16 protein-coding genes are annotated in these 22,054 nt (G+C 41.4%); 9 read left to right on the forward strand and 7 right to left on the reverse strand.

Annotation, left to right across the window (positions count from 1 at the left end):
* Positions 1-181: 181 nt before the first annotated feature.
* Positions 182-1,615 (forward strand): ammonia-forming nitrite reductase cytochrome c552 subunit, encoded by a 1,434-nt coding sequence (nrfA, locus tag L4C39_RS03915; RefSeq protein ID WP_429744567.1) that lies wholly within the window; start codon positions 182-184, stop codon positions 1,613-1,615.
* A gap of 377 nt (positions 1,616-1,992) precedes the next feature.
* Positions 1,993-2,304: a DUF1330 domain-containing protein gene (locus L4C39_RS03920; protein WP_429744569.1), complete on the forward strand. Its 312-nt coding sequence runs from the start codon at positions 1,993-1,995 to the stop codon at positions 2,302-2,304.
* Between the two features lie 115 nt (positions 2,305-2,419).
* Here L4C39_RS03920 and L4C39_RS03925 read toward each other — a convergent pair whose 3' ends face one another.
* Positions 2,420-3,061 (reverse strand): TPR domain-containing protein, encoded by a 642-nt coding sequence (locus L4C39_RS03925; protein ID WP_429744820.1) that lies wholly within the window; start codon positions 3,059-3,061, stop codon positions 2,420-2,422.
* A 170-nt stretch (positions 3,062-3,231) separates the two neighbouring features.
* On the reverse strand, positions 3,232-5,886 hold the full coding sequence (gene gyrA / locus L4C39_RS03930) for a DNA topoisomerase (ATP-hydrolyzing) subunit A (RefSeq protein WP_429744571.1): 2,655 nt from the start codon (positions 5,884-5,886) through the stop codon (positions 3,232-3,234).
* 336 nt (positions 5,887-6,222) lie between these two features.
* Between gyrA and ubiG the strand changes: the two genes are divergently transcribed.
* From ubiG to yfaE, 4 genes are all read left to right on the forward strand, one after another.
* A complete protein-coding gene (ubiG, locus tag L4C39_RS03935) occupies positions 6,223-6,960 on the forward strand; it encodes a bifunctional 2-polyprenyl-6-hydroxyphenol methylase/3-demethylubiquinol 3-O-methyltransferase UbiG (RefSeq protein ID WP_113797654.1) in 738 nt (245 codons plus the stop codon).
* 486 nt (positions 6,961-7,446) lie between these two features.
* Positions 7,447-9,729: a class 1a ribonucleoside-diphosphate reductase subunit alpha gene (nrdA, locus tag L4C39_RS03940; RefSeq protein WP_171756437.1), complete on the forward strand. Its 2,283-nt coding sequence runs from the start codon at positions 7,447-7,449 to the stop codon at positions 9,727-9,729.
* Between the two features lie 87 nt (positions 9,730-9,816).
* A complete protein-coding gene (nrdB, locus tag L4C39_RS03945; RefSeq protein ID WP_017054562.1) occupies positions 9,817-10,950 on the forward strand; it encodes a class Ia ribonucleoside-diphosphate reductase subunit beta in 1,134 nt (377 codons plus the stop codon).
* Positions 10,950-11,228, forward strand: a complete 279-nt coding sequence (gene yfaE, locus L4C39_RS03950) for a class I ribonucleotide reductase maintenance protein YfaE (protein WP_429744574.1) — start codon at positions 10,950-10,952, stop codon at positions 11,226-11,228. Before nrdB ends, yfaE begins: the two co-directional genes overlap by 1 nt.
* A gap of 129 nt (positions 11,229-11,357) precedes the next feature.
* Here the strand turns inward: yfaE and L4C39_RS03955 are convergent, their stop codons facing one another.
* Positions 11,358-11,606 carry a hypothetical protein gene (locus tag L4C39_RS03955; RefSeq protein WP_017054564.1) on the reverse strand — a complete coding sequence of 83 codons (249 nt, stop codon included), beginning with the start codon at positions 11,604-11,606 and terminating at the stop codon, positions 11,358-11,360.
* 232 nt (positions 11,607-11,838) lie between these two features.
* Entirely contained in the window at positions 11,839-13,080 is a 1,242-nt protein-coding gene (locus tag L4C39_RS03960) for a CinA family nicotinamide mononucleotide deamidase-related protein (protein WP_017054565.1), read from the reverse strand.
* Positions 13,081-13,296: 216 nt separating this feature from the next.
* Here L4C39_RS03960 and L4C39_RS03965 point away from each other — a divergent pair, with 216 nt between their 5' ends.
* The 3 genes from L4C39_RS03965 to L4C39_RS03975 all read left to right on the forward strand — a co-directional run bounded on the left by L4C39_RS03965 (position 13,297) and on the right by L4C39_RS03975 (position 16,229).
* Positions 13,297-14,181 (forward strand): DUF3943 domain-containing protein, encoded by an 885-nt coding sequence (locus L4C39_RS03965; protein ID WP_040887335.1) that lies wholly within the window; start codon positions 13,297-13,299, stop codon positions 14,179-14,181.
* A 213-nt stretch (positions 14,182-14,394) separates the two neighbouring features.
* Positions 14,395-14,907 (forward strand): glycine cleavage system transcriptional repressor, encoded by a 513-nt coding sequence (locus L4C39_RS03970; protein ID WP_017054567.1) that lies wholly within the window; start codon positions 14,395-14,397, stop codon positions 14,905-14,907.
* A gap of 101 nt (positions 14,908-15,008) precedes the next feature.
* The gene (locus L4C39_RS03975; protein ID WP_261888318.1) at positions 15,009-16,229 is read left to right on the forward strand and encodes a diguanylate cyclase domain-containing protein; all 1,221 of its coding nucleotides are present in this window, start codon (positions 15,009-15,011) and stop codon (positions 16,227-16,229) included.
* 82 nt (positions 16,230-16,311) lie between these two features.
* On the opposite strand, the gene nspC is transcribed toward L4C39_RS03975, so the two are convergent.
* From nspC to L4C39_RS03990, 3 genes are all read right to left on the reverse strand, one after another.
* Positions 16,312-17,445, reverse strand: coding sequence for a carboxynorspermidine decarboxylase (gene nspC, locus L4C39_RS03980; RefSeq protein ID WP_171756431.1), 1,134 nt, complete (start codon positions 17,443-17,445; stop codon positions 16,312-16,314).
* A 72-nt stretch (positions 17,446-17,517) separates the two neighbouring features.
* Positions 17,518-18,762, reverse strand: coding sequence for a carboxynorspermidine synthase (locus tag L4C39_RS03985; RefSeq protein WP_429744577.1), 1,245 nt, complete (start codon positions 18,760-18,762; stop codon positions 17,518-17,520).
* The gene (locus L4C39_RS03990; protein ID WP_429744579.1) at positions 18,762-21,659 is read right to left on the reverse strand and encodes a pyridoxal phosphate-dependent class III aminotransferase; all 2,898 of its coding nucleotides are present in this window, start codon (positions 21,657-21,659) and stop codon (positions 18,762-18,764) included. The genes L4C39_RS03985 and L4C39_RS03990 overlap by 1 nt, the downstream gene beginning before the upstream one ends.
* Between the last annotated feature and the right edge of the window lie 395 nt (positions 21,660-22,054).

Genomic DNA, 22,054 nt, shown 5'->3' on the forward strand with positions numbered 1-22,054 from the left:
TTATACGGAACCAGATGTGACATGGATCACTATTGATATTTGATCTAAGACAATTCTAGATATAATTGCTAATAAATGTTTCAAGATATGTACTATTATTTCAACAACTCTCCAGTTCTTATTTGGAATATAGCCAGTTCACAACGCTTGTTATAAAAATCTAGAATACGGAGATATTATTTTGAAAAAGCACTGGATACGTAATTCGGCTGCAACCTTACTGATGGTAACCACCTCTTTAGTTGGTTTCGCCAGTTTTGCAGCGTCAGAAGAAAAAGAAATTGGTGACCCACGAAATACCCAATTTGAACAAAACCACCCAGACCAATACCAAACTTGGAAACAGACATCTGAAAGCGAAGAACTGGAAGATGCACTAAAAAGCGATCCAAATATGGTTATCATGTGGGCTGGATATGGTTTTGCAAAAGATTACAACAAAGCTCGTGGTCACTTTTACGCGATTGATGATGTACGTCAAACCCTAAGAACGGGTGGACCAACAGATGAAAAGACTGGTCCTATGCCGATGGCCTGCTGGAGCTGTAAAAGCCCTGATGTAGCTCGTTCAATTGAAGATCGTGGTGAAGATGGCTATTTTGAAGGTAAATGGGCTCGTCTAGGTAACGAAATCGTTAATCCTATCGGTTGTTCAGATTGCCACGATACGAAAAGTGAAGAGTTCAAGAATGGCGAGCCAGCATTAAAAATCACTCGTCCCTATGTTGAACGTGCTTTTGACACTATCGGCAAAAACTTTGATCACCAGTCTCGCTTAGATCAACAATCTTCAGTTTGTTCTCAATGTCACGTTGAATACTACTTTACTGGACCAACGAAAGGTGTGAAATTCCCTTGGGACAAAGGTACTAAAGTTGAGCAAATGGAAGAGTACTACGACGGTATTGGCTTCAAAGACTGGACGCACAAAGTATCTAAAGCTCCAATGCTAAAAGCACAACACCCAGGCTTTGAAACATGGCGCGAAGGCATACACGGCAAAAATAAAGTTGCTTGTGTTGACTGTCATATGCCGAAAGTAACCAAAGAAGATGGCACTGTCTTTACTGATCATAAAGTGGGTAACCCATTCGATCGTTTTGATGACACGTGTGCACAATGTCATACTCAAAGCAAAGAACAAATGCAAAGTATTGTTGCGACTCGTAAAACTCAAGTGACAAACATGAAGCTAACCGCTGAAAAACAAATTGTGGCAGCACACTTTGAAGCGGGCGCAGCATGGGATGCTGGTGCAACAGAAGCAGAAATGAAGCCTATCCTACAAGATATTCGTCATGCACAATGGCGCTGGGACTACGCTATCGCTTCTCACGGTGTTCATATGCACGCTCCTGAAGTTGCACTTGAAGTACTAGGTACAGCAGTTGACCGTGCCGCTGATGCGCGTACTAAGCTAATTCGCTTACTTGCGAAGAAAGGTATTACTGAACCTGTTCAAATCCCTGATATCTCTACCAAAGCAAAAGCTCAAAAAGCGCTTGGTATGAATATGGATAAGATGAATGCTGATAAGAAGACATTCTTAGAAACCATCGTTCCACAGTGGGAAGAGCAAGCAGAAAAACGTGAAGCGGGTTACGACTACAAATAAACCACTCACAACCTTTAAGCAATAAGCAATAAGCAATAAGCAATAAGCAATAAGCAATATTGTTCCAAAAACCAGCTCTCGTGGCTGGTTTTTTATTACTATTTAGAAGAGAGTGAACTCAATTCGCTGATAAAGCTTAAAATCATTTCCATCCTTAATACTATTAAATCTAACCAAACATAAAGCTAACAGCAATTAGTTTGAGAACCATTCGCATCACTATTAATATCCACATCAGAATCATGAGGCATTCGATTATGGCAATTTCAACCCATAATCCTTGGACTTTATTCACCTTTTGGACAGCGAGTATTTCCTGCAATATAGATAATTATCTACTCTATAATTAAACCAAAATCCAAATTAAGAGAATCTATATGACGGTATTTTTCATTTTAAATTATGATGTTTCAGTTCCAGAACAGTATTCGCTTTACAACCCAAGTTCGATTGGCATAACAGCAGCGACGATTGCTAAACACGGCGGAGAAATTCTTGTCGCCACGAATGAAGGGCATGTAGTTGATGGGGAAATGGCTCAGATGAAGGTTGTGGTTCAATTTCCAAATAAAGAAGCCGCACTCGCTTGGCACGACGACCCTGAATACGCAAAAGTGAAGCAAATTAGACTGAACTCCACGACAAACATCAACTCATTTATCGTGGATAAGTTGGTGTTACCAGAATAGAAGAATGAACATCTTAGGTGATGAATAACTTAGGTGAATGAATAGCTTAGGTGGATAAATAGCACTCAACTTCCAATCTAGGAGCAGATTCTAGATTGGAAGTTGTATCAAGGTTTCAATTATTTACCAACTCCTTGGCTCGATTAATCGACTGAATCAAGCTTACCCTATCCACTTCTTGTCTTTCCGAATCCAGAATTTTTGTCCAAGTCTCTATCGCGAGTTGATAGCGGAAACTGATAAAATGATCATTTGCGACTAACATTAAACCCGTTTGGTTTTGTGGATCTAATTCAAAAGCAGCATCTAACAGTGCAACAACATCCGAACTCATTTGTTGCGAGCTAACGTAATAAAGTGCTGTTGCTTTTGCCGCATATTGACTTGCAGTTGGGCTCTCACTGAGTCGAATTGCGTAATCAAAACACGTCAGCGCCGATTGAAAATCATTTTCAAGAACGTAACCATGGCCAAGTTGAAACCACAGCTCGCCTTGATTAGGATCTTGTGTGAGTTGAGCTTGCAACTCCTCCTTCAATGTCATTATTTTCTGACTAGAGTGCTTAACTGGGGTATCCACTGCGACAGTTTGTACTGGCTGACGTAAGACAAACCACGCGAGTACACTTAACCCTACGACCCCGACGCCTAACGCTAGGGAGTACTTCTTCTGCTCCCCTTTTGGCGTCATTGCATAGATAAAACCAACGATAAATACACATGTCACAGTGATAAAAACGAATGTCCACTGTTGCATCATCTTTCCTCTCACTCTAATTATCAGTTTATGGTATATCAATTAGGCACTTACAATCTGTTTTTGCTTGTAAATTGTAAGATTGATCAATAAAAGTCATGTATTTTATGGATAAAAAAACCGAGCACAAAGGCTCGGTTTTTGGGGAGAATGCTCAGTGAGTCTTGAGACTACTCTTCGCTATCGCCACCTTCAGTCGGAGCTTCCGGTTGGTCAGAAGATTCAGCGATATCACTAGCAGGTTGTCCACCTTCAGCAATATGACCTTCTACATCTTCGCCGTCCAAAACTTCAGACTCTTCGACTTCATCAATGCGTTGTAAACCAACTACATTTTCGTCTTCAGTCGTGCGGATTAGCGTCACACCTTGAGTGTTACGACCAACTTGGCTAACTTCAGAAACACGTGTACGAACTAGAGTACCAGCGTCGGTGATCATCATCATCTCATCACCTTCCTCAACTTGTACCGCGCCAACAACTGGTCCATTTCTATCTGATACTTTGATAGAAACTACACCTTGTGTTGCACGACCCTTCGTTGGGTACTCAGCAAGCGTCGTTCGCTTACCGTAACCATTTTGCGTTACAGTTAGAATGTCGCCTTCATTTGAAGGAACAATCAGAGACACAACTTGGTCATCTTCCGCTAGCTTCATGCCACGCACACCAGACGCAGTACGTCCCATGCTACGAACCTTATCTTCACTGAAGCGTACCACTTTACCCGCTTTAGAGAACAGCATGATGTCACTTTCGCCGTCAGTAATGTCAACACCAATCAGTGAATCTTCGTCGCGTAAGTTAACCGCAATTAAGCCGTTTGAACGAACGTTAGAGAAGCTTGCTAATGATGTCTTCTTAACGGTACCGTCACCAGTTGCCATAAAGATAAACTTATCTTCAGTAAACTCAGTAACTGGTAGGATAGCCGTGATACGTTCATTTTCTTCAAGTGGAAGAATGTTGACGATTGGCTTACCACGAGCGGTTCGGCTCGCTTGAGGCAATTGATATACTTTCAAGCGGTACGTTTTACCACGAGTAGAGAAACATAAGATATTGTCGTGAGTATTAGCAACAAGCAAACGCTCAATGTAATCCTCATCTTTCATCTTAGTTGCACTCTTACCTTTACCACCACGGCGCTGAGCTTCGTAGTCGCTAAGGATTTGATATTTCACGTAACCTTCGTGAGAAAGCGTCACTACCACATCTTCTTGAGTGATAAGATCTTCCATATCAATATCGTGCATTGCCGCTGTGATTTCTGTACGACGAGGGTCGCCAAAACCGTCACGAACTGCTTCTAGCTCTTCACGAATAACTTCCATCAAGCGTTCAGTGCTAGCAAGAATATGCATAAGTTCAGCAATAACTTCGAGCAAATCTTTATATTCATCTAAGATTTTCTCGTGTTCTAGGCCTGTTAGTCTGTGTAAACGCAGTTCTAGAATCGCCTGAGCTTGTTGCTCAGTTAAGAAGTATTGACCGTCACGAATACCAAATTGATCTTCTAACCAATCTGGACGAGCCGCGTCAGTACCTGCACGTTCAAGCATAGAAGCAACATTACCCAAATCCCATCCGCGAGAAACCAGACCAACTTTTGCTTCAGCTGGTGTTGCTGCGTTACGAATAAGTTCGATGATTTCATCGATATTGGCTAATGCTAGTGCTAGTGCTTCAAGGATATGAGCACGATCACGAGCTTTTTTAAGTTCGAAGATAGTACGACGAGTTACAACTTCACGACGGTGATCAACGAAACACTTGATCATCTCTTTTAGGTTAAACAATTTCGGCTGGCCATTATCAAGCGCAACCATATTGATACCAAAAGTCGTTTGAAGCTGAGTTTGAGAGTAAAGATTGTTTAGAACAACTTCGCCCACAGCGTCACGCTTACATTCGATAACAATACGCATACCGTCTTTATCAGACTCGTCACGTAGTGCACTAATGCCTTCAACTTTTTTGTCTTTTACCAATTCTGCGATCTTTTCAATCAAGCGAGCCTTGTTCACTTGATACGGGATTTCAGTGACAATAATGGTCTCTTTACCATTCTTCTCAACTTCAATATCCGCTTTTGAACGCATGTAAACTTTACCACGACCCGTTTTATAAGCATCAATGATGCCTTTACGTCCGCTGATCATAGCAGCCGTCGGGAAATCTGGGCCTGGGATGAATCCCATTAGCTCATCGATAGTAATGTCTTCATCATCAATAAACGCTAGGCAACCATCTACCACTTCACCTAAGTTATGCGGTGGAATATTCGTTGCCATACCTACTGCGATACCAGAAGCACCGTTAACCAATAGGTTCGGAATTTTTGTTGGTAAAACCGCAGGGATTTGCTCAGTACCATCGTAGTTAGGTACGTAATCTACCGTTTCTTTTTCTAAGTCAGCCAAAAGCTCATGAGCAATTTTCGACATTCGAACTTCGGTATAACGCATCGCCGCCGCTGAATCACCATCGATCGAGCCAAAGTTACCTTGACCGTCGACCAACATGTAACGAAGTGAGAATGGTTGTGCCATACGTACAATAGTATCGTATACCGCACTATCACCATGTGGGTGATACTTACCGATTACGTCACCCACTACACGGGCAGATTTTTTATATGCTTTGTTCCAATCATTACCAAGTACATTCATCGCGAACAATACGCGGCGGTGTACTGGTTTTAGGCCATCACGCACATCTGGAAGAGCACGACCAACGATAACTGACATCGCATAGTCTAGGTATGAACCTCGAAGCTCATCTTCAATGTTTACGGGCGTGATCTCTTTAGCTAGATCGCTCATAGAGCCATTTTCCCTCTATAGTCTGATCGTATTTTTAATACGTACAAGACCAAAAAATATAACACAAATTTACCTGATTCGGCATCACTTTCATCGTCCTTTTATCATGTTGTGAGCTTGGTGGCGAATCAATTGGTGAAAAATTGCACTGACGATTCATATCTTACTGAAAGTAGGTTGTTTTGCAGTCAATATAAATACATATTTTTGGACATTAAGTCACCACATGCAAAAACGACAATAACGCAATCTAGCATCATGGTTGCATTCTTTAATCTGACGTTAGACTATTACACCCATTCAGCACTTATTGTGAAACAACCTATGACGAAAAATATGATCAAAGATCAAGCATCAAACATCAGTTCTGGCAAATCTCAAAATGTCGATCCGTTAGAAATTAAGAAATTTGAAGATATGGCTTCTCGTTGGTGGGATCTCGAAGGTGAGTTCAAACCTCTACATCAAATCAACCCGCTGCGTCTAAATTATGTTTTAGAAAAAGCCGACGGTGTTTTTGGCAAGACGATTCTTGATGTTGGCTGTGGAGGTGGCATCCTTGCTGAAAGTATGGCTAAAGAGGGCGCGATTGTTACTGGGTTAGATATGGGCAAAGAACCATTAGAAGTCGCACGATTACATGCATTAGAAACGGGAACAAAGCTCTCGTATATTCAAAGCACCATTGAGGATCACGCTCAAAGCCATCCCCATCATTACGATGTCGTCACTTGCATGGAGATGCTCGAACATGTACCCGACCCACTCTCTATTATCCAGTCATGCGCAAAATTAGTGAAACCTGGTGGCCATGTCTTCTTCTCTACTCTCAACCGTAATATCAAATCTTATCTGTTTGCCATTGTCGGTGCTGAGAAACTATTAAAAATCGTTCCGGACGGAACTCACAACCATGACAAATTTATCCGTCCAGCCGAGCTCATCAAAATGGTAGACCAAACGCCATTGCAAGAATTAGGGATCACAGGTCTACATTACAATCCGTTAATGGACACATATCGCTTAGGCCCAAATGTCGATGTGAACTACATTGTCCATACTCGATTAGTGTGATTTATTTTTCTCAAAAATATCTCTGAACTGAGTTGCATTTATCATATTTTTGATGCTCAGTTCAGCCTATTTTTCGTGCTCTAGATTCCATTTTGACCAACCCGTTTTTATTTTAACCACCACAAATCTGTTGCTCAGTTTGGTTCAAAGATCAAGGAATTTATTTTTGTTAATGGTCAAATTAAAAGCATCGGCAAACCATCAATTTCATTCAATCAAGTGCACCCTGTTACCATCAGTTAGTGGTTACTAACTGTTTTTTTTCTTTCCCCTACTTATCCACAGCCCTGTCCAAAACTGCTCCTTGAAAATAATCATAGATAGCACTATCTTGTAGCCACGAAACAACTTACCCCTATATCTTGTGTTTAGTCTACAATATATGGGTAGATTCAGATCACAAAGCCGCAGCGCAATTTACAATAATTGCAAACAAAAACACTCAAAATACGGCTTTTATCAGTTTTGTTAGGGAACTAAAGCAGAATGAACCAACAACTCACTGTCACCAAGCGTGATGGACGTAAAGAAAGCATTGATCTTGAAAAGCTACACCGTGTTATCACATGGGCAGCAGAAGGCCTTCACAACGTATCCGTATCTCAAGTAGAACTGAAAGCTCACATTCAGTTTTATGACGGTATTACTACTTCGGATATCCATGAGACCATCATTAAGTCAGCCGCAGATTTAATCTCTGAAGAGACACCTGATTATCAATACTTAGCCGCGCGTCTAGCAGTATTTCACCTTCGTAAAAAAGCATATGGCCAATACGAGCCACCAACTTTATACGATCATGTCTCGCGTTTAATTGATATGGGTAAGTATGATCAACACATCATGCAAGACTATACTCGCGAAGAGCTTAACCAACTTGATGGCATCATTGATCACCGCCGTGATTTGGATTTCTCTTATGCCGCCGTTAAGCAGCTTGAAGGTAAATACTTCGTTCAAAACCGTGTAACTAAAGAAATTTACGAAAGTGCTCAATTCTTGTATATCTTGGTTGCTGCGTGTTTATTTGCGAAATACCCAAAAGAGACACGCCTTGATTACATTAAGCGCTTCTATGATGCGGCTTCAACATTCAAGATCTCGTTACCAACACCAATTATGTCTGGTGTTCGTACTCCTACGCGCCAGTTTAGCTCATGTGTACTTATCGAATGTGGTGATAGCCTAGATTCAATCAATGCAACGGCGAGCTCAATTGTACGTTACGTATCTCAGCGTGCTGGTATCGGTATTAATGCAGGTCGTATCCGCGCTTTAGGCTCTGAAATCCGTAATGGTGAAGCTTTCCATACTGGTTGTATACCTTTCTATAAATATTTCCAAACTGCGGTAAAATGTTGCTCTCAAGGTGGCGTTCGTGGTGGTGCGGCAACCGTATTTTATCCACTGTGGCATGGTGAAGTTCAATCTCTATTAGTGCTTAAAAACAACCGTGGTGTTGAAGAGAACCGTGTTCGTCATATGGATTACGGTGTTCAGTTGAACAAACTGATGTACTCACGTTTGGTTGAAGGCGGAAATATCAGCCTATTCTCACCATCTGATGTACCCGGCCTTTACGATGCTTTTTTCGAAGATCAAGATGAATTTGAACGTCTGTATGTTAAATACGAAAACGATGCTTCTGTAAAACGTGAAACCGTTCGTGCAGTAGAACTATTCTCTCTCCTTATGCAAGAGCGAGCATCAACGGGTCGTATTTATATTCAGAACGTCGATCACTGTAATACTCATAGTCCATTTGACTCAAAAGTTGCGCCCGTTCGTCAATCAAACTTATGTTTGGAGATCGCTCTGCCAACTAAACCATTAACGAATGTTGATGATGACAGCGGTGAAATTGCACTTTGTACGCTTTCAGCATTTAACCTTGGGGCCATCGATTCTTTAGATGATCTTGCTGAACTGTCTGAACTTGTGGTTCGTGCTCTTGATGCTCTACTTGACTACCAAGACTACCCTTTGCCAGCGGCTTACAAGTCAACAATGAATCGCAGAACATTAGGTGTGGGTGTTATCAACTACGCTTACTACCTTGCGAAAAATGGTGTTAAGTACTCTGATGGCAGCGCAAACGCTCTGACTCACCGTACATTCGAAGCTATTCAATATCACTTGCTTAAAGCGTCTGTTGAACTCGCGAAAGAGCAAGGTAAATGCCCTCTTTTTGACGAAACAAATTATGCGAAAGGTTTACTGCCAATCGATACGTACAAAAAAGATATCGATCTAATTTGTGATGAAGAGCTTCATTATGATTGGGATACTTTACGCCAAGAGATCATGACGCACGGCCTACGAAATTCAACATTAACAGCTTTAATGCCGTCAGAAACATCATCTCAAATATCGAATGCAACCAATGGTATCGAACCACCTCGCGGTTTTGTATCAGTGAAAGCATCGAAAGATGGTATTTTGAAGCAAGTTGTTCCTGATTTCGCGAATTTGAAAGACAACTATGAGTTGCTTTGGAATATTGGTTCAAACAATGGTTACCTTCACTTAGTTGGCATCATGCAGAAGTTTGTTGACCAAGCTATCTCTGCTAACACCAACTATGATCCAAGTGCTTATGACAGCGGTAAAGTACCAATGAAGAAGCTGTTACAAGACTTACTAACAGCCTATAAGTTCGGTGTGAAGACGCTTTATTATCATAACACTCGTGATGGTGCTAAAGATGACCAAGGTGACACTGCTCAGCCGGAAGATGATGATTGCGAAGGCGGCGGTTGTAAAATTTAACACCAATGTAGCCTACCTAGCCACGGTAGGCTTTATTGCTTCAATCTAACGACTAGGTTGATAAGTTCACAAGATTTAGAGGTTCACATGGCCTACAGTACATTTTCTCAAAATAAAAACGATCAACTAAAAGAACCAATGTTCCTTGGTCAATCAGTAAACGTTGCACGCTACGACCAACAGAAGTTTGAAATTTTCGAAAAATTGATTGAGAAGCAACTCAGTTTCTTCTGGCGTCCAGAAGAAGTTGATGTATCAAGCGACCGTATTGACTACAACAAACTACCAGATCATGAAAAGCATATTTTCATCTCTAACTTGAAATACCAAACTTTATTGGATTCAATTCAAGGACGTAGTCCAAACGTGGCTTTGCTTCCTTTAGTGTCACTACCTGAAGTCGAAACTTGGATCGAGACTTGGTCTTTCTCTGAAACGATTCACTCTCGCTCTTACACTCATATCATTCGTAACATCGTCAATGATCCAAGTGTTGTATTTGACGATATCGTAGAAAATGAAGAGATCTTAAAGCGCGCGAAAGACATCGCTCACTATTATGACGATTTGATTGCGACATCAAATGACTACCACCGTTATGGCGTAGGCAAGCACGATATTAATGGCGAAACAGTCGATGTAAACCTTCATAACTTGAAGAAGAAACTTTACTTGTGCCTAATGTCCGTGAATGCACTTGAAGCAATCCGCTTCTACGTAAGTTTTGCCTGCTCATTTGCCTTTGCAGAACGTGAGTTGATGGAGGGTAACGCAAAAATCATCAAGCTGATTGCTCGTGATGAAGCGCTTCATCTAACAGGTACTCAGCATATGATTAATATTCTGCGTAATGGTCAAGATGATTTCTCTTTCATGCAGATTGCAGAAGAGTGTAAGCAGGACTGTTTTGACTTGTTTAAAGCCGCTGCCGAACAAGAGAAAGAGTGGGCAGAGTATCTATTTAAAGACGGTTCAATGATTGGTTTGAACAAAGACATTCTATGTCAGTATGTTGAATACATTACCAATATTCGTATGCAGGCTGTCGGTTTAGGCATCGCTTACCCACATGCAACTTCGAATCCAATTCCATGGATCAACGCTTGGTTATCATCAGACAACGTACAAGTTGCGCCTCAAGAAGCAGAAATTAGCTCTTACCTCGTAGGTCAAATTGATAACGAAGTAAGTGCGGATGACTTCGAAGGTTTTGAACTGTAATGCCAGCACTCAAAATTAACGGCTTGACCTCTATCCAGTCTAACTCATCTAGCACTCTACTTGAGGCCATGGAGCAATCAGGGCTCACCCCTGAGTATAATTGCCGAGATGGTCATTGTGGCGCATGTCGCTGCAAGCTAGAGTCTGGTGAGGTCGAGTATGTTGGTTTTGCAATGGCATATACGAACGATGACGAGATCTTACCTTGTGTCTGTCGAGCAAAAACGGATGTTGCGTTAAGTGGTGTGAACTATTCGGTCAAAAAACAGCGAGCTTAGATTCCATCTGATTTGCTAAATTTTACACCTCGGCTAAGTATTCGACCCTTCAAGACTTCCAAAAACGAAAGAGCCAACGCCTCACCGCGCTGGCTCTTCTTTTTTATTCCAAATATTACTCGTTTAACGTTATCCCACTTTAGTTTCGAGCAAGATCATATCCGCCGTATCGACTGAAACTGATTTATCCCCAATGTGTTTTCCATCATCATCAAACAGTGACAACCGATAACCTTGCTTAGGAAGTTGATGAAATGAACTCGGAAAACCACGCCATAATGAGACAATGTCTCCCTTGGCGCTATTGAAAATCTCCCCTAATACCACTTCCTGACTTGCGATTTGATACAAAACTTTTATTTTTGATTGTTGCTGCATCCTTGCCTCCAGTCTCACTATCCATTGATGAGTACTAGAGTCAGTTTAACCGTTTATTTTTTATTCGCGCGTATCAAAAGTGAGACATAAAAATCATCCTAATAAAATCATTGAGTTAAGCGATAGATCGATTACTTATAGATAATTAAGATAAAGATAAAAAAAAGATAAGCTGATTTATCATCGGCTTACCTTTTTCGGCGCACAAAATTACAGCGAGCTGACTATGCGGTTAAGCTTGAATAACACTCACGGGTATAAACAGCTCTTTTATCCTATTCAGTGAACCATACTGAACAAACATCGGCTTACCTTCAAGGTGACGCCTCAACATATCTGACGCCACTGTACTGATGACTTTTCGAGCATCATTGCGGTTGTAGTCTCTTTTAAACTCAAGAACCTGCCCCCATTCACCAGTTTGTGTTGCTAGTGCAACTGAAAATTGATTTTCCTCTATTTTTCCAGTAACTAACGCAATATCAGTCGCACACTTTTCTCGTGTAGCCGCTGCTAAAGCAAACGCCGCGGCTAAAGGGTCTCCCCCATCACCTGGGGATTCATTTAACGAGCTCATTATCCATGAATGCCCACAACAGCTTTCAATAAGCTCATCACTCTGTAACCAAGAAGATAAGGAGCCTCTTGTGGATTGCTCTGAAATCGACAATGTCTTCTTTTGATCAACCAATAAATGCCCTAAGTGCGTCAACATAGGTTCATCTACACTGACAACATGAGCTTCTAGCAGCTTATAGATCATCTGCAGTAGTTTTATCCGAACTTCTAATCCATCTTTAGGGCCAAATAACTTGACCTCAATAAAAGGTAAATAGGAACGATAGCCAAGTTCGTAGCCAGCAGGTAACTTAAGTTGATCTAATGAATCAGAAATTCCTGACTCTGACAAACCAAAAGTAAATAAACGGCTGCATTCAGACTGCTCAACGTCTGGTTGAGACATCTTCAAATCGGGCAATATTTGATCTTGTACCATTCGCTTGAATTCACTAGGTACACCAGGAGTAAAATAGAAAATAGCATCGTTAATTTTCATTTTGAAGCCACAAGCAGTGCCTATCGGATTATCAATAATCTCGGAATTACTTGGCAACATCGCTTGTTTTAAGTTGCTGTCTGGCATTACCACACCTCTAGCACTAAACATCGCTTCAAGTTTTTTCAGCCAATCACTAAACAATACCAATTTTTCGCCAGAAGCATTAGCAGCAGCGGCAGCACTCATATCGTCAGTTGTTGGCCCCAAACCGCCATTTACGATAATCACATCGTAATTAAAGCTCAGCATTAAAAACTCTTCTGTGAGAGCACTAAGCTGATCACCAACGGTTGATCGCTTAGATAGCCCAAAACCGTGTTGATAGAATTTACTCGATAACCATGCAGCATTTGTATCAACAATGTCACCATGAAGAACTTCCTCACCAGTACTCAACATTGCAATTTTCAACATAATATATTCCTTTGGTGCACGATGACTTAATCGGGCATTGATACTCTGGGGGTATTTAAATGTCGCTGATCTAGTATCAGACAACGCTTTTACACAATAAGTTTCAGAAAAATTACCTATTTAGTGTTTTCAAGCATGCTCTATTCATGGATAATTGCGATCTTGATCGTAATAACCCACTCTTTGGAGCAATCCGTGTCAAAGCAAACCGTATTAATGAAAACTATTGCAGGACTAGCACTGTCATCTTCTGTAACAGTCCACGCAAACAGCAATATTAGCCAAGATATTGAGTTTTCCTATACCGTTGATTGCAAACAAGAGTTTTGCCTAGATAATAACTCTTATCGTTACAACACAAGCAATTCTTATGCCCTAACGTCAGATCAAAGCTTAGATTTTTCAGAACCTGAACTGCCTTTGTATATGAATCCTCGCAGTGAGAAAGATTGGGACTACTTGAAAGGTCAAACTTACACAATTTTAGGTCTTAGCGTTGCGACTGTAGGTTTGATGACTTTACTTCCTGAAAGTATCACCAAATGGGATGCTGAAGATCGTGACTTAAGCAATATTGGCAGCAAATGGAAAGATAACGTCACTTCAGGCCCTACATGGGACCGCGATGAACATTTCCTTAACTATATTGCTCACCCATATTTTGGTGGTGTTTATTACACCGCTGCTCGCCATGCTGGGTTTAATGAGTTTGAGTCATTCATGTACTCGTTCACTATGTCCACATTTTTCTGGGAATATGGTGTAGAAGCCTTTGCAGAAGTACCTTCATGGCAAGATATTTTCATTACTCCTTTCTTTGGTGCTGTTGCTGGTGAAATCATGTTCGAAACAGAACAAGAGATTGTGGCGAATGGTGGTGAAGTAATGGGGTCTGAAACCGTTGGTGACGTATCACTCTTTTTCCTAAACCCAGTCGGTCATATCCATTACTGGGTAAGTGATGCATGGGGCGGTGAAGCCGAATTCAGCTTTAACAATAAGCCTTGGGGTAATAATCAAGATGCCGCCAAGTTTGCCCTTGATGCTGGTGCCGCGTATGACAATCAGTATTACGGCGTTGATTTAAAAATCACTTTTTAATATAAACATCTTCAATTTAAGCGGCACTCTGTTGCCGCTTTTTTGTGTCTGAGTTTTGATATTTGAGATTCCGACCTTCGCTTAGGCCAAAAAATTGATATTCATCAACTATTCCTACCACAGACCTTCTACACTAAAACCAAGGATATAAATAAAATAGTTATCAACCAGTAGGTTAGATGTATGACTGGTATTTAGAAGAGGGAATAAAATATGAATAGTACATTTATTGTAAATTTCGTCGGTAAAGCCTCACCAGCAACCATAAAAGAACTTGCAGCCACAACTCACGAAAATGGTGGTAAATGGTTGATAAGCAAGGTTAATTTCATAGAAAGCCAAGTGGCCGCGGTGATTAAAATTGAACTTCCAGAAGCCAATGCTGAAACCGTCAAAGCCGCATTTAAAGCACAAAAAAACTTAATGGTCGATATCGTTGATTCAGCAAGCACAGCACATGAAGTTGATACCATCTATCAACTACGACTTGATTCAAATGATCGAGCGGGCATCGTGAATGAAATTACACACGTTTTGGATGGACAGGGAATCAGTATTTTAGATATGGATTGCCAACGGGTATTCATCGCTGGTGGTGGTGGTGTGAGTTCGAGCTTATTCACATCGACTCTATCGATTCGCTTACCTGTGGATGTACAAATAGAAGATGTGGCAAGTGAACTAGAAGCATTAAGCGAAGATACACGAGTAATTTTAGAAGCATAACCATACAGGGTCTGAATAATTACGCCCCATTATGGATACTATTTGATATACCGTTCGCCATTCGATAGAATGTCGAACGGTAAAAAAGGTATCCAATTATAATGAAATCGTTAAAGTGTTTATTGGTTAAGAATATTACGTCTGTAATATTTATTTATATTCTCTCTGTATCTTGCCTATTCCTCATTGGTAGCCAATATTATAAAGATTCCACTTATAAGCGTGTCGCACAAGATACGGCTATCATATACAGCAATACACTTTCACTTTTACATCAATATTACTCTGATGAAATTCTTCCGAGAGCTAAAGCATCAGGAGCAAAAACAAGCTTAAATTACTTAGATAATGATCATGATTTGCCTTTCCCTATCACATTCAGCAATGCTTTTGGTCAACGATTAAACAAGCAACTTTCTGATGTATCCGTTGAAATTTATAGCCAATATCCATTCGAAAATAGAAAAGACAGACAACTAAATGATTCTCAGAAATCTGCTCTTACTTATTTTGAACAAGGAAATACCGAAGATATTTTCAAGTATGAAAAAATGGATAGCGGCGAAAAAAACATGATCACCTTGATCACGCCAATTTATATGTCAAAACCATGCCTTAACTGCCATAACGCCATGTCAGATTACACTGGTATAACTTGGAAAGATGGCGACTTTCGTGGTGTTCGAGAAATCAGTTTCCCAGTTTCAACCGAAAATATATTCGAGAGTGACTACACCTGCTTAAGCGTAATCGTTGCCCTACTTGTATCTATCAGTGGTGTATTTTTAGTTTTACCTTTAGTGAAACAACTTAAAATATCTTTGAAACAGTCTCAAAGCCTCATGTCCGAATTAGAATTCCAAGCTTGTCATGACCCATTAACAAAAATCGCGAATCTAAATCAACTCACTAAGATGATGGACTTGGCTCTAAAGGACTCAACAAGTAACAATATCGGGCTGTTATTTATCGATCTCAATAAATTTAAATACATCAATGATACATGGGGGCACGCTGCTGGAGACCGAGTATTAATCAGTTGCGCTCAAGCATTAAAAAATGAGATTAGCTCTGAGTATACACTTGCTAGAATAGGTGGTGATGAGTTTGTCATCATGATTTCGAATGTAAGACACGATGGCGAAACAGAGCAGTTAGCTTCAAGAATAACAAAAGCGATGACCACCACAGTAGATTTTAATGGGCTAGATATCTCATATTCAGCCTCAATTGGCCATGTGGTACACACCAAAGCAGAAACGTCGGCGGATATGTTACTGAGCGCGGCTGATCATGAGATGTACAAAAATAAAAATAGCTAACAGAGCAGCGAATTGGAAAATACAAATTAAATTAGAGCAGCTCATTAGCTGCTCTTTTTATTTCTATGAATAATAAATTCTGTTACTTAACCGACCATTGTGACAATGAACGTTTAAAGTCTTCATAACCAAATTCATTCAGCATCTGAACCTCACCATTGCTGCGCTCGCAATAGATTGATGGCATTTTAAGGCCATTGAACCAGTTCAGTTTCACCATGGTGTAACCCGCACTGTCCAACAGATGCAGCTTTTGACCAATGTTCAGTGGCTCGTCAAAGCTTGCTTCACAGAACTGGTCGCCTGCAAGGCACGAACATGAACCAATCACATAATCATGGCTACCACTTTCAGACGCTTCTAATACTGATGCTGGTTCGTTATAGATAAGCGTATCAAGACGGTGTGCCTCAGTAGCTGAATCCACAATCGCCGTTTTTTTACCATTCTCAACAATATCCACAACGGTAACCACGAGATCCGTTGTTTTGGTGATAATCGCTTCACCTGGCTCAAGATACAGTTGTACACCATGACGCTCTGCAAACTCTTTTAATGCTAAGCCTAACGTATCTATATCGTAGTCTGGCCACGTGAAGAAAACACCACCACCTAAACTCACCCACTCTAGCTCATCAAGGTATTTTCCGAATTGAAGCGAGATAGAGTCAAGTAACCCTTTGAATGCAGTAACACTTTTATTCTCACAGTTCATATGGAACATGACACCATTCAGTGAGTCAAAAACGGCAGGATTGATTTGATCTGCCTGGACGCCTAAACGTGAAAACTGACGCGCAGGATTGGCTAGATCTTGTCCTGCATAGCTCACTCCCGGATTTAAACGCAGCCCAATTGATGCTTTGTCTTCTACAATATGACGGTACGCAGCCAATTGGCTCTGGGAATTAAAGATCATTTTATCGCAAATATCAGCGACTTCACGCACGTCATCTTCACTGTAGCCCACACTATAAGCATGAGTTTCTCCACCAAAGGTCTCATGTCCAAGCTTCACTTCATATGGACCGCTACTGGTTGTCCCATCAAGATAGGGTTTGATAAGATCAAACACGCCCCACGTAGAAAAGCATTTCAAAGCCAATACTAACTTAACGCCTGAAATATCTTTCAAGTACTTCGCTTTTTCCAAATTTGCAACTAGCTTACTCTCATCAATCATAAAGTAAGGGGTTTTCAATTCACTCTTCTGCATCTTTATATCACTATTTAAATCGAACAAAGCCGATGTTCAACATCGGCTTGGAAGCAAATAATCTCTCAGTGATTATTTAATAATATTGATATGCGGCTGACCGGGCTCTAGCTCTTGAACATGCCAATCTAGACCGATTTCAGGCATTGTTGCTAGGAACGGGTCTGGGTTTAGCTGTTCCATGTTGAACACGCCTTTGTCAGCCCATTCGCCACGGAAGAATTGCAGTGCTGCCGTGATCGCTGGTACACCAGTCGTGTATGAAATCGCTTGGTGCTCTACATCTTCATAAGCCACTTCGTGGTCTGCATTATTGTAGATGAACACACTACGCTCTTTGCCATCTTTCTTACCTTGAACCCACGTACCGATACACGTTAAGCCAGTGTATCCCGGAGCAAGTGAGGTTGGGTCTGGCAGTAGCGCTTTAAGTACATGCAGAGGTTGAACAACCGTACCATCATGCAAAGTCAGTGGATCTGGGCTCAATAAGCCAATGTCACGCATGCAATTGAAGTAGTTCAGGTATTTGTCGCCGAATCCCATCCAAAACTCAATACGTTTAGCTGGGATAAACTCTTGCATCGAGCGGACTTCATCATGTGCCATTGAGTACACTTTATGACTACCACAATTAGGGAAATCAAATTCCAACATACGAGTGTGGCAAGGGACTTGTTTCCACTCTTCGTTTTCCCAGTAGAAAGAGTCGCCCTGGATCTCTAACATGTTGGTTTCAGGATCAAAGTTTGTCGCAAACTTCTTGCCGTGATCGCCATTGTTAACATCCATGACATCGATGGTGTCAATTTCATCGAACAAATGCTTAACCGCATAAGCAGCAAAAACACTCACAACACCAGGATCAAAGCCTGCACCTAAAATGCCAGTAATACCCGCTTTTTCGAACTTCTCACGGAAGCCCCACTGCCAATCATAAGCTTGAGGAACTTGTTGCCCTTCAGAACAAAGATCCACCGCCACTGAAGTATCTAAATATGACACCTTAGCCTGCAAGCACGCTTCCATAATGGTGATATTGACCCACGGAGGACCCGCGTTGATAACCAAATCTGGTTGTACTTCTTTAATTAATGCCACTAACGCTTCAACATCATCCGCATCGACTGCTCGAGCTTCTAATTTTTTCGATGGATCTTTAAGATTGTTTTTACCTTTGATTGATTCAATGATTTTCTCACACTTCGAAATGGTGCGTGATGCAATCGTGATATCACCAAGTACTTCATTATTTTGTGCCGCTTTGTGTGCAACAACCCAACCAACGCCACCTGCGCCAATTTGTAAAATAGACATTATTTATTTCCTTTTTCTACTAACTCAATGGCTAGTGTTTTAATTTTTGTAAGAAGTGAATCAAAATCTGATAGCGCAAGGCACGGATTCAAAATGGTAAATTTGAGCGCTGAATGCCCATCAACCACCGTTTCGCCCAACACTGCAACCCCTTTAGTTAGAGCCTCAAGTCTTAGATTTTTATTTAGCTGATTCAGATCTATGCAGTTCTTCGGTGTACTACGGAAAAGTACCGTGGAGAGTGAAGGCTCCGCGAGCAATTCAAAATCACTGCTGCCTCGCACTAAATCTGCAACGTCTAGCGTTTGCGCTAATAGATGATCGTACATTTGACCTAAAACTTGTGGCCCAACGTTTTGCATCGTCATGAAGACTTTTAGCGCATCGAATCTTTTCGTTGTCGCAATGGATTTATCGACTAAATTAGGTAATTCATCATGCTCACGATTTAGGTAATCAGCGTGATGAAGCAGATATTTAAAATTCGCTTTATCTTTAATTAACACTGCTCCACAACTGATGGTTTGGAAGAACAGTTTATGGAAATCAACACTGACTGAATCAGCACGTTCAATGCCAGATAAACGAGCTTTTGAACCGCTAAGGATCAACGCGCCGCCATAAGCACTATCAACATGAAACCAAATTGAGTGCTGCTGCGCGATATCTGCAAGAGTGCTGAGATCATCAATCGCACCGTGATCGGTGGTTCCCGCTGTTCCCACTAAAGCAAACGGGATCAGCCCTTCAGATTTAAGCTGTTCTATCGTGTCGATGAGTGCATCTGTTTTAATCGTGCCGTTAGGATGCGTATCCACACACGCCACTGACTTTTCTCCGAGACCTAATAACGATGCGGATTTCTGAACAGTAAAATGCGACTTGTTGGAACTCAAAATACGTAACTTAGACGCATATTCAGGTAGTCCCAACTTTTGAATCGAGTGCTGATCGAACTTGTCGGCAATCCAATCTCGGGCTAATAGAAGCCCCATAAGGTTGCTCTGAGTGCCACCACTGGTGAAGACCCCATCGGCTTTCTCACCTAAATCGAATTTATCACACATCCAATCTACAACGCGTTGCTCAACATATGTTGCTGAAGAAGCTTGATCCCAAGAGTCCATTGATTGATTCAATGCGGCGATGATCGACTCAGCGGCAACAGATGAAAGTAAAGGCGGCGTATGTAGATGAGCGATGCAATCTGGGTGCTGAACGAATATTGAGTTTTTTGCCACAAGCTCGGCTGTGTCATCAATCACGTCTGCGAGTACTGCATTCTTGCTGTCCAAATTGACGTTATTGATTGCAGTTTCAAGAGCAAGAGGGTCCATTGCCGAATAGGGTGTTTCTACTTGCTCAAACAAGGATTTCATCGCTTGAGTGGTATGATTCATTACCGTTGCAAATTCTTGGCTACCAAATTCACCGGTGTGAATGAAGTGCTTTTTCCATGCTAGGTTTTCAGGCGTATTTGTCACCCCACCGCCTGATGCAATGATCGCCTCTTCTATTACTTTTAATGCAAAGTCGATCTGCTCAAACGAAATAATCAACGGCGGCAAGAAACGAATTACCGATCCATCACGTCCGCCTTTTTCGATCATCAACCCACGCTCTAATGCCGCACGTTGAATCGCAAGCGTTAAGTCGCCATCTGAAGCAGGCTCACCAAATTTATTACGCTCGCCTGATGGCTGAACAATTTCGAGCCCGAGCATTAAACCTTTGCCGCGAACTTCACCGATGCAATTAACCTTGCTCTGAATTTTTTCAAGCCCTGAGCGTAAGTACTGCCCTGCAATGTTAGCGTGTTCGACAAGGTTATCTCGCTCGATGATCTCCAGAGCTTTGGCACCAGACACCATGGCTAACTGGTTGCCTCTGAATGTTCCAGTATGTTCACCCGCTTTCCAGGTGTCGATCTCTTTGCTAAACACTAAGAGAGACATTGGTAAACCGCCACCAATGGCTTTCGATAAGCAGAGTATATCTGGCGTAATTCCCGCCTCTTCAAATGCAAAGCGATGACCAGTTTTACCTACACCACATTGGATCTCATCTAAGATAAGTAAAATTCCATGCTCAAGAGTAATTCGACGTAACTCTTTAAGCCAGAATGCAGGGGCAGGAATAACACCGCCTTCACCTTGAACTGGCTCAACAATGATCGCTGCCGGTTTCATGATACCCGCTTCATCATCATTCAATAATCGTTCAATGTATCGAATGCTCTGCTTGGCACCTTCATCGCCGCCAATACCAAAAGGACAGCGCAAATTATATGGGAATGGCATAAAGTGAACGTCAGACATTAAACCCGTTCTACGCGCTTTGGTGCCTAAGTTCCCCATCAGTCCCATGGTTCCGTTAGTCATCCCATGATAAGCACCACGGAATGCAAACATGGTATTACGACCTGTTGTTTGCTTAGCAAGTTTGATGGCAGCTTCCACAGCATCGGCCCCTGAGGGACCACAAAATTGAATCGATGAATTATGTGAAAAATCTTGAGGTAGAAATGCTTTCACCTGTTTGATGAAATGATTTTTAACCTCAGTAGTAATATCTAAAGTTTGATACGGTAATCCGGAATCAAGCTGAGATTTCAGTGCTTGATTGATCTCCGGGTGATTATAACCAAGAGCCAAGGTTCCAGCTCCGGCAAGACAATCTAAATAAATTTGACCGCGCGTATCTTCAACCAATGCACCAAATGCACGCTTGATTGCAATAGGCAGACGACGAGGATAAGAACGGACTTCTGATTCATGCTCAGCCTGGTCCAGCAACGCTTGGTCAAGCGTAAGATCATATAGTCCGTCAGTCACCGGGACTTGAATAGAAACTAAGGCATCAACACTCGATGCGTTGATATCAAAAACTGTACTCATACAAATACCTAAATATATAAGCCCTAAATTACGTTTATATTAGTGTGTAATAATAATTTTAGGGTAGCTAAAGCGCCGGATCTGCATATTGCGGATTCGGGAAAACGGTCATTCAACGATGACGAATTTAAACTTCAGGCGATCAAGGTTCTGTAATGATGCTACTGGTTGGAAGTATAAAGCTGATTTTTAAAAGCAGTTTAATTGAGTTCAATGTTGGGTTTCCCATTAACATGATGCATCGCACCATTAGTATCCCGTCTATTAGTTAAAAGGCTTAACTAATACCTACCCTACGCAGTTTCACAATCAGCAGAATGCTCACTACGCGTCTCCCCCAGATTCATTCCGAGATTGGGCGGAAAAGTAACATAAACAATAATGCGATTGCAATT

It is taken from the genome of Vibrio clamense, from assembly GCF_050337905.1.
Taxonomy (GTDB): domain Bacteria; phylum Pseudomonadota; class Gammaproteobacteria; order Enterobacterales; family Vibrionaceae; genus Vibrio; species Vibrio cortegadensis.

What these genes read in the sequence shown, in the direction of transcription:
- L4C39_RS03985 (WP_429744577.1), bottom strand. Translation starts at nt 18,762, where the DNA reads ATGTCTATTTTACAAATTGGCGCAGGTGGCGTTGGTTGGGTTGTTGCA.
- L4C39_RS03965 (WP_040887335.1), top strand. Translation starts at nt 13,297, where the DNA reads ATGAAAACTATTGCAGGACTAGCACTGTCATCTTCTGTAACAGTCCAC.
- gyrA (WP_429744571.1), bottom strand. Translation starts at nt 5,886, where the DNA reads ATGAGCGATCTAGCTAAAGAGATCACGCCCGTAAACATTGAAGATGAG.
- L4C39_RS03920 (WP_429744569.1), top strand. Translation starts at nt 1,993, where the DNA reads ATGACGGTATTTTTCATTTTAAATTATGATGTTTCAGTTCCAGAACAG.
- L4C39_RS03925 (WP_429744820.1), bottom strand. Translation starts at nt 3,061, where the DNA reads ATGCAACAGTGGACATTCGTTTTTATCACTGTGACATGTGTATTTATC.
- L4C39_RS03960 (WP_017054565.1), bottom strand. Translation starts at nt 13,080, where the DNA reads ATGTTGAAAATTGCAATGTTGAGTACTGGTGAGGAAGTTCTTCATGGT.
- nrdA (WP_171756437.1), top strand. Translation starts at nt 7,447, where the DNA reads ATGAACCAACAACTCACTGTCACCAAGCGTGATGGACGTAAAGAAAGC.
- nrdB (WP_017054562.1), top strand. Translation starts at nt 9,817, where the DNA reads ATGGCCTACAGTACATTTTCTCAAAATAAAAACGATCAACTAAAAGAA.
- L4C39_RS03975 (WP_261888318.1), top strand. Translation starts at nt 15,009, where the DNA reads ATGAAATCGTTAAAGTGTTTATTGGTTAAGAATATTACGTCTGTAATA.
- L4C39_RS03990 (WP_429744579.1), bottom strand. Translation starts at nt 21,659, where the DNA reads ATGAGTACAGTTTTTGATATCAACGCATCGAGTGTTGATGCCTTAGTT.
- L4C39_RS03970 (WP_017054567.1), top strand. Translation starts at nt 14,395, where the DNA reads ATGAATAGTACATTTATTGTAAATTTCGTCGGTAAAGCCTCACCAGCA.
- L4C39_RS03955 (WP_017054564.1), bottom strand. Translation starts at nt 11,606, where the DNA reads ATGCAGCAACAATCAAAAATAAAAGTTTTGTATCAAATCGCAAGTCAG.
- ubiG (WP_113797654.1), top strand. Translation starts at nt 6,223, where the DNA reads ATGATCAAAGATCAAGCATCAAACATCAGTTCTGGCAAATCTCAAAAT.
- yfaE (WP_429744574.1), top strand. Translation starts at nt 10,950, where the DNA reads ATGCCAGCACTCAAAATTAACGGCTTGACCTCTATCCAGTCTAACTCA.
- nspC (WP_171756431.1), bottom strand. Translation starts at nt 17,445, where the DNA reads ATGCAGAAGAGTGAATTGAAAACCCCTTACTTTATGATTGATGAGAGT.